The organism is uncultured Nostoc sp., assembly GCF_964245575.1.
GTDB lineage: Bacteria > Cyanobacteriota > Cyanobacteriia > Cyanobacteriales > Nostocaceae > Nostoc.
The window spans coordinates 1-7,088 of the sequence record NZ_CAXTNP010000348.1; the positions used below are offsets into that span (position 1 = coordinate 1).

Consider the following 7,088-nt stretch of genomic DNA (forward strand, 5'->3'; position numbering starts at 1 on the left):
GCCACAGGCTGCCTCTCCCCACTCCTCCAAAAAATGATTATTATTACTATAAATATTTCTTTCTGTACATAGATATATTGGGAAAAAGCAGACATTTTATGATGTCAGGGATAAACTCTCTCTTGAGAGAAATGCTGTATTTTGGTGAGCAAAAAAAAGGTAGGATTTCCGATTAGTAATAGTTTTTAGATTCGGATTCTGCCTACCAATGTCAAAAAAAATCTCTGCAAATTTAGATTTAACCAAATCATTGTTAGATTTTCAAGAGATGGTTACGAAACTTTTAGAATTGAATAATGTTCAGGATTGGGATGGAGGAATTATTAAACTTCGTGAACAAGAAATTAGATCAGCTGCGCTGATCTAAGCTGGACAATGTATTGCAATATTGCTGTATAACCTTTCTCAATCTCAATCAGCTCTCGATACAGCAATGACCCAAACCCGACTGTGGTGGCAACCTACAACCCAAAGACATGGTTTTCGGACTCGACAAAAATTATGTTACATCTGCGTTGTCTATGGATAGCTGGAAGTTGGGATAATTTTTGTGATTCTATCTTTAATTCCTTTATCAAACCCCAAACTGCTTGATAAAGTTTATACTTGAGTTCGGAATTTTAGCTATTATTTGGTGTAATTGATACTAAGTAGTAAAGACTGATTGCAGATATTTTTGGGAATAATCGTCAAATGACTTACTAACAAACTTTTTGAGATATCTCATCAAGATGAATTGTCGTGCAAGTCAATATTTTATTTGTAAATAAAATCACCTTGTACTTAAATACGATTTTTAGCGATCGCACTTTTTTTTGGGTCGTCTAACAAAATCGCATTGCTCCCATCGTTCAAACTGGCTTCAAATAATCCTGCACCCCTCAAATCAGCATTACATAAATTTGCTCCTGACAGAATTGTTTCATCCAAATTAACTTGAAATAAACTCGCATCCTCAAGATTAATCCCTTCTAAATCAGCGAGATCCAATCGCGCACCATCTAGAACAGCACTTTCTAAATTGGCATTCCGTAGCGTGATGGAGTATAGCATAGCGTCTCTAAGAATAATTCCTGGTAAATCAGAATTTTCTAGGTCGTTTCCTTCTATCCTAATTCCTGTGAAGTCTCTTTCACCAGCACCATAACGTTGAATTAGTTCCTTAGCGTCCATAATTGGCAAATTACATTGACTTATCAATAGATTTTTTTATAAACACTTATTCTTCCATAAATCTTTTTTTAAAAAGGTGTATTTGGTTTGTGCTTTTAAAGTATTTATGATTAAAGTTTACTAACAGTTAAGTTCCAACCAAATTTTCCGACTTCGTGTAACTAACATTAAAAAAGACAGGCAAGATGCCTGTCCTACAATGAATAATTTAGCAAAGAATTTAGAAATTCATCTCAGCAGCTTGAACTTTCTCAACCTGCTTCTTCTTCAGCACAAGCATAACTTGGGCTAACATTACAAGAGCGATGAATGCAATCATCCATTGGACTCTAGAGGCGTCTTGCAATACGATTTCTGCATCTTGTTGACCGAAGCCGCCGACATTCGGGTTGCTGGTCAAAGCTTCACCAGTCTTAACTGCTTGCCCTTCAGAAACAACCAATTCTGGCCCTAAAGGAATCGTATCAACGACAACATCACCAGATTCAGGTTGGATGTTGACTAGATATTTAACGTTACCGTCTCCATCTTCCTCTTTGGCAATCTTGGTAATTGTGCCAGTAGCGGAAGCGTTGTAAACAGTGTTGTTGCTCTTTTCACCAGTGGGATAAACTTGTCCGCGTCCCCGATTAGCACCTAAGTGAACTGAATATTTACCAAAGTGGATGTTTTTGTCGGTTGCGGGGTTAGGAGAAAGAACTGGGAAGACGATTTCCTGATACTGTTCACCTGGTAAGGGGCCGACGATGACGACGTTTTCTTTGTCTTCGCTGTAGGGTTGGAAGGGAGTCTCGCCAATTTCCTCCTTAAGTTCCTCAGAAATCCGGTCTTCGGGAGCAATCTTAAAGCCTTCAGGTAGCATCAGTACAGCACCGACATTCAAGCCAACCTTAGAACCATCAGCACCAACTTGCTGGGCGCTAAGATCGTAAGGGATTTTCACCACAGCTTTGAATACAGTGTCAGGTAGCACCGATTGGGGAACTTCCACTTCTGTAGGCTTGGCTGCTAGGTGACAGTTGGCACAAACAATCCGCCCGGTTGGTTCGCGGGGGGTTTCGGGATAGGTTTGCTGTGCCCAAAAGGGATAGGCGGCAGCTGATTGGGGAAGGGCTAGGTCGCTGGTGAAGTAAAATGTCACAGTAGCGATCGCTATGAGCAATGTTTTTACGATCGCTCTAGCACTGCGAGTTAACCTCGCTCTTAAGAAAACATTTCTCATCTCTAATAAGGGCAACGATTGAATTAGTCATTAGTCATTGGGCATTGGGCATTGGGCATTGGGCATTGGGCATGGGTTATTTCTCCCTCATCTCCCTCATCTCCCTCATCTCCCTGACTCCCTTACTCAGAACTCAGCACTCATAACTCAGCACTGATTAAGCCCACCAAGCTGGATCACCGGTGCGGAAGTCGGTTTCAGTCCAAGGGGTCAAAACGATTTTGTCGTCGTTTACATTCGTATGGGCTAAAGGCAAAGATAGGGGTGCTGGGCCCCGAACAACCTTACCAGTTTCGTCATACTGGGAACCATGACAAGGACATTTAAACTTGTTCTCTGCAACGTTCCAGGGGACGACACAACCTAAGTGGGTGCAGATGGCATTAATGCCATAATCTTTGATCGCTTCTTTGCTGTCTACCACAATATAGGTGGGATCTCCCTTTAGCCCTTGGACTAGATTGCGATCGCCTTCATTACGGTTTTCTAGAAATTTACTGACGCTAACATCGTTACCTAACTCGTCTTTTGCGGTTGCACCACCACCAGCAGCACCACTAACAGGTGGAATAAAGTAGTTGACAACGGGATACAATGCACCCAGAGCCACTCCAGTGACAGTCCCAAAAGTGAGCAGATTCATGAACTGACGACGCCCCATATCGGGCACGTCTGCTGATTCAGAAAATTGAGCCATAATCTACGCGCTCTTTGTGTATTTTGTTAAGCATTTTGACAAAAGTACTGTACTTGAGGAACTCTTGTCTAAGTCGAAATGCTAGCGCTCACAACGATGCCATACTTCTTTGTTCCAAGATATAAAAAGCATCTTTTCTGTTAGCATTACATTTCTTTATATCCTTATCATACTGGAGTCACGGAACTTAACATCATAACTAAATGTAAAATCTGATTGAGAAAAGCTATGACAGGACAGGAATTACGTCAGATGTTGCTTGATAAGTGGGGATATTCTTATGATGTCCAGTTTCGACGGGCACAGGGAAAGATATTTTTGCAAGTAATGTGGAAATACTTGGAGCAAGCTTCTTTTCCCTTGACCGAGGTGGAGTACCAAGAGCATCTTGACACCATTGCTAATTATCTTCATGCCTTGGGTGGGTCAAGGCAGGTACAAACATATATTACCCAAACCCGCGATCGCCCCCGGCTTGGCAAAGCTGTTAGCATTCCTCTAGATTTGGGTGAACGATCTTCGGAATGGATATTATGACCTTTTATTGCATTAGCATTAATAATTACCTGAGTAATCATAGTGTTTTTTATACAAAAATACCTTAGTAAAAGATATTGACAAATTACAGGAAACTCAAATGAGCCGCCAACCATTGCTAGACCCAAATCGCTCGTATACTTTTAGTAATTACTTTGAGTTAGGGTTTACGGTTGACGATTTAGTTGCTGAATTTGGCTATTCCTTCGAGCGGAAATTTCTTGATTTACCACAATATTCTGGCGCATTAGACCGATTTAGTGACCTCAAGCAGCGAATTGAGGAAGTTTTACCATACATAGATTTGGAGAACCAAGCTACACGCCGGGAAATGCTAATTGCGCCAATTGTTACCGATTTAATTCACTATTCCCGTGCTAAATTACGAATTGAATACATTATCAAAGTTGATAACCAACTTCAAGGTAATTTTGATTATTTACTCAGAACACAAACTAATTTAATTGTGATTGAAGCCAAGCAAGCAGATATAAATAGGGGATTTACACAACTGGCAACTGAGATGATAGCTCTTGATAGGTGGACTGATTCAACTCAAACAGAAATATTAGGAGCAGTAACAACAGGTAATGTTTGGCAATTTGGCCGATTGTATCGACAGACACAGCATATTGAGCAAGCAATCAACCTTTATCGTGTTACCGAAGAGTTGGAAATAGTGGTTAGGATCTTACCAACTGCACTGATCAACTAAGTTGAGATTATTGAGAATTTGAAATTGAAGCAATGCAATTGTCACATAATGTAAGGATTTTAAATTGACCCCAGCAATCAAGTCACTGGCTCTGTCATTTAATTTGAGATTTGAGATTTATTCTCGCTTTTAAATTCCCTTGCTCTAAGACCATTTTAAATTTGGAATGCAAGAATGTTCAATCCTAAATCCAAAATTTAAAATCTAAAATTTGGTTATTTACCTGTCAGTTTAACCAGTCCAACACCACCGAAGTAAAGCCCTAAAACTGCTCCTGCTAAAAGACTTTGAGTCAGGGGGTCAGTAGAAGGTGTAAGCACGGCTCCTAAAACCACTGCTCCCATAATCACGTAACGCCAACCAGAAACCATCCGTTCTGACGAGACAATGTTCAAATTACCGAGCAACAGTTGGATGATGGGAATTTGAAATGCTAAACCAGTGCTGAATAACAGTAGCAGCACAAATTCAAAATATTTATCAATTGACCAAAGTTGTTCAACAACATCTGCTCCGTAGCTGATGAAAAATTTCAAAGCTGCGGGGATAAGGAGTAAATAGGCAAATACTAACCCAGCCCCAAACAGCACACTCGAACCCAAAACCACAGGCCCCAGTATACGGCGTTCGCGGCGAGTCAGTCCTGGAAGCACAAACTGGATAATCTGGTAAAGAATGAAAGGACTAGTCAGTATCAGACCAGTGTAGGCTGCAACTTTGACGGAGACAAAGAAATATTCTCCGGGTGCAAGTTGGAGAAATTTTACTCCTTGTGCGGGAACCTCAAGTAGCTGGACAATCGGCTTAACGGCAAAGAAACAGCCGATAATACCCACGGCTACGCCAATCAGCGAATAGAAAATGCGCTGCCGCAACTCTTCTAGGTGGTCGAAAAGGGACATTTCAACTTCACCTGGCAACTCATCCAGAGGATCGGTGTCTAAGTTGCCATATTCTTCTGGGTCAATGTTGGGAACGTTTACAGTATCTACGTCTTGTGAAGGCGTCACGTCGCTTCGCTCCGAATTCAAAATTCACTCATTCAAAATTCAAAATTAACAATCCCCTAAATTTATTTATGGGCTTGTATCTTTTTTTTGTCGATCATCGATTATTTCGGTGACTCAACACTCTTCATTATTTTATCTGGGGAATGCAGCTAGCAAGATATGTTTTTGAGTGCTGTAGGTTTTTGTCCTGTTTTTTCGGATTGCATCTGCATAAATTAGTAGTAAGCCATCTTGTAGGCAATGTTTAACCTAAAAAAAGAGTGGAACCAATAATTTAGAAATTACGTCTCTGCGGCTAGTAGCGCTGAGTAAATTAACACAACATCAACATACAATACTCAGTTGAGAAATCCGGTTCATCAAGGTGGTATCTATACATACATAGTGTAATCGGAAATTTTTAGCTGAGGTTTTATGAATCGGACAATTTGCATTGGACTGATGGCATTGCCTGTTTATTTATACAATGCTCAACTAGGCAATACTTATAGTAGTGACGTGTCAATTGTCGAAAACCAGCTTCCCATAATAACTGCTCTAGTTGTTTACAACACAAATTCTCAGTTAGACAAATTCCCGTGGCAAATATCGGCTAGAGATGACCAAACCGAAGACTGTCTTCGCGCTGGTACTTGCAGAGATTGATACTAATGCGTAATTTGTAATTTCAGTAATTTCATCATAATACGGAGAGAGTTAATGGTTGCAGGAAATCAGCGCACAGTAGTGGTTACAGGAGCATCAACAGGAATTGGTCAGGCGTGTGCTTTGCTTTTAGACCAGTTGGGCTTCTCTGTTTTTGCTGGCGTGCGTCAAGATAGTGATGCTCAAACACTTAAACAGAAAGGGTCACAAAGGCTCATTCCGATTTTTTTAGATGTTACTGACGCTGAATCGATCGCGGCTGCGGTTGATAAGGTAACAAATGCAGTCGGTGGTGCGGGAATTTTAGGTTTAGTGAATAATGCCGGAGTTGCTATCCCAGGCCCGTTGGAATTATTAGCGATCGCAGAATTTCAATACCAGATGCAGGTTAATGTCACTGGGCAATTAGCAGTGACACAAGCGTTTCTTGGTCTATTACGCCAAAATCGGGGCCGAATTGTCAATATGGGTTCCATCTCTGGTAGAAGCCCTACACCGTTCCTGGGCGCTTACAATGCTTCTAAATTTGCGCTCGTTGCACTTAATGATGTGATGCGAATGGAGTTACGCCCTTGGGGAATCTCGGTTTCAATTATTGAACCTGGTTCCATCGCTACTCCAATCTGGGAAAAGTCCTTAAATCAATCTGAAATAGCACAGCACGATTTATCCCAAACTGCACAAAATCTTTACGGACAGGCAATGAATATTGTCCGTGAGAAAATGCAGATTATCGCATCTAGGGGAATTTCTGCGGATATTGTCGCTCAGGCTGTTGTCCATGCGCTCACTGCAAAACAACCCAAGACACGTTATCTTGTTGGACTAGATGCCAAAATTGGAGCTGTGCTGAAGCATATTTTGCCCGACAAGCTGCACGATCGCGTTATTTTATACTCAATGGGTTTGTAGATTACTTCTCGTTTTTCAGAGGTCGTTACCCTGAATGCAAAAGCTGTTGTTGCTAAAATCATGATTTTCATCAGCAAAATCATGGTTTTCATCAACAAAAGGATCTGTTTCATCAACAAAAGGATCTGTTTCATCAACAAAAGGATCTGTTTCATCAACAAAAGGATCTGTTTCATT

General features: G+C 40.9%; 8 protein-coding genes and 1 pseudogene. 5 read left to right on the forward strand and 4 right to left on the reverse strand.

Going from position 1 to position 7,088, the window contains the following annotated elements; translation table 11 throughout:
• Window positions 1-208: 208 nt before the first annotated feature.
• Window positions 209-502: pseudogene (locus tag ACFFAP_RS33820) on the forward strand (ISLre2 family transposase); the annotation flags it as partial.
• 281 nt (window positions 503-783) lie between these two features.
• Here the strand turns inward: ACFFAP_RS33820 and ACFFAP_RS33825 are convergent.
• The 3 genes from ACFFAP_RS33825 to petC form a co-directional block, all read right to left on the reverse strand.
• Entirely contained in the window at window positions 784-1,173 is a 390-nt protein-coding gene (locus ACFFAP_RS33825; RefSeq protein ID WP_375515315.1) for a pentapeptide repeat-containing protein, read from the reverse strand.
• Between the two features lie 220 nt (window positions 1,174-1,393).
• The gene (gene petA, locus ACFFAP_RS33830; RefSeq protein ID WP_375515316.1) at window positions 1,394-2,395 is read right to left on the reverse strand and encodes a cytochrome f; all 1,002 of its coding nucleotides are present in this window, start codon (window positions 2,393-2,395) and stop codon (window positions 1,394-1,396) included.
• A gap of 157 nt (window positions 2,396-2,552) precedes the next feature.
• On the reverse strand, window positions 2,553-3,092 hold the full coding sequence (gene petC / locus ACFFAP_RS33835) for a cytochrome b6-f complex iron-sulfur subunit (protein ID WP_375515317.1): 540 nt from the start codon (window positions 3,090-3,092) through the stop codon (window positions 2,553-2,555).
• A 228-nt stretch (window positions 3,093-3,320) separates the two neighbouring features.
• On the opposite strand from petC, the gene ACFFAP_RS33840 reads away from it, so the two are divergent.
• Window positions 3,321-3,629 (forward strand): DUF3067 family protein, encoded by a 309-nt coding sequence (locus ACFFAP_RS33840; protein ID WP_375515318.1) that lies wholly within the window; start codon window positions 3,321-3,323, stop codon window positions 3,627-3,629.
• A 100-nt stretch (window positions 3,630-3,729) separates the two neighbouring features.
• The gene (locus ACFFAP_RS33845) at window positions 3,730-4,344 is read left to right on the forward strand and encodes a hypothetical protein (protein WP_375515319.1); all 615 of its coding nucleotides are present in this window, start codon (window positions 3,730-3,732) and stop codon (window positions 4,342-4,344) included.
• Between the two features lie 215 nt (window positions 4,345-4,559).
• Here the strand turns inward: ACFFAP_RS33845 and tatC are convergent, their stop codons facing one another.
• Complete coding sequence (tatC, locus tag ACFFAP_RS33850; RefSeq protein WP_375515320.1) at window positions 4,560-5,354, reverse strand: twin-arginine translocase subunit TatC; 795 nt, start codon at window positions 5,352-5,354, stop codon at window positions 4,560-4,562.
• Window positions 5,355-5,768: 414 nt separating this feature from the next.
• Here tatC and ACFFAP_RS33855 point away from each other — a divergent pair, with 414 nt between their 5' ends.
• Complete coding sequence (locus ACFFAP_RS33855) at window positions 5,769-5,999, forward strand: hypothetical protein (RefSeq protein ID WP_375515321.1); 231 nt, start codon at window positions 5,769-5,771, stop codon at window positions 5,997-5,999.
• A 54-nt stretch (window positions 6,000-6,053) separates the two neighbouring features.
• Window positions 6,054-6,911: an SDR family NAD(P)-dependent oxidoreductase gene (locus ACFFAP_RS33860; protein WP_375515322.1), complete on the forward strand. Its 858-nt coding sequence runs from the start codon at window positions 6,054-6,056 to the stop codon at window positions 6,909-6,911.
• The last annotated feature ends 177 nt before the right edge of the window (window positions 6,912-7,088 follow it).